Source organism: Rheinheimera oceanensis (assembly GCF_018831085.1).
Classification (GTDB): domain Bacteria; phylum Pseudomonadota; class Gammaproteobacteria; order Enterobacterales; family Alteromonadaceae; genus Alishewanella; species Alishewanella oceanensis.
Map to the genome: position 1 here is coordinate 1 of NZ_JAGPNM010000044.1, position 613 is coordinate 613.

Here is a 613-nt window from a genome sequence, read left to right on the forward strand (position 1 = left end):
CAGGAAAAAGCACGTAAGGAGGCAGTATGAAAATTCTTGCTTTTGCCGCCAGTAATAATCCGCAATCTATTAACCAGCAACTGGCATTAAGTGTTGCCAGGCTACTGCCGCAGGCTGAGGTAGTGAGCTTAAATATTGACGACTACGAGTTACCGATATACAGCGAGCAACGCGAAGCTGAGCTGGGTTCACCGGCAAAGGTAACGGCGTTTTTGCAGCAGATAGCCGAAGCTGACGGCCTGATAATATCTTTTGCCGAACATAACGGCACCTTTACCGCAGCCTTTAAAAATTTATATGACTGGGCCTCGCGCAGCCAACGGCATATTTTTCAGCATAAACCGGCGTTGTTTCTCTCCGCTGCGCCGGGGGCAGGAGGCGCACAAAGTGTGCTGCAGGCAGCAGTACAGGCTGCACCTTTTATGGGCGCCAGGCTTGTTGGTACCGTATCCGTACCTAATTTTCATCAGGTGTTTGATACACAGTATCAACAGGTAAAACACACACCGTTGTTTTTACAACTGCAGCAAGCCGCGCTGATGCTGCACCAGCAAGTTATGCAAAGCAAAGCCGCTTAATCGCGGCTTTTTAAATACACAGTTCAAAGATAAAA

General features: G+C 48.5%; 1 protein-coding gene. It reads left to right on the top strand.

Annotation, left to right across the window (positions count from 1 at the left end; genetic code table 11):
- Positions 1-26 precede the first annotated feature (26 nt).
- A complete protein-coding gene (locus tag J3B89_RS21020; RefSeq protein ID WP_215399550.1) occupies positions 27-578 on the top strand; it encodes an NADPH-dependent FMN reductase in 552 nt (183 codons plus the stop codon).
- The last annotated feature ends 35 nt before the right edge of the window (positions 579-613 follow it).

What these genes read in the sequence shown, in the direction of transcription:
- J3B89_RS21020 (WP_215399550.1), top strand. Translation starts at nt 27, where the DNA reads ATGAAAATTCTTGCTTTTGCCGCCAGTAATAATCCGCAATCTATTAAC.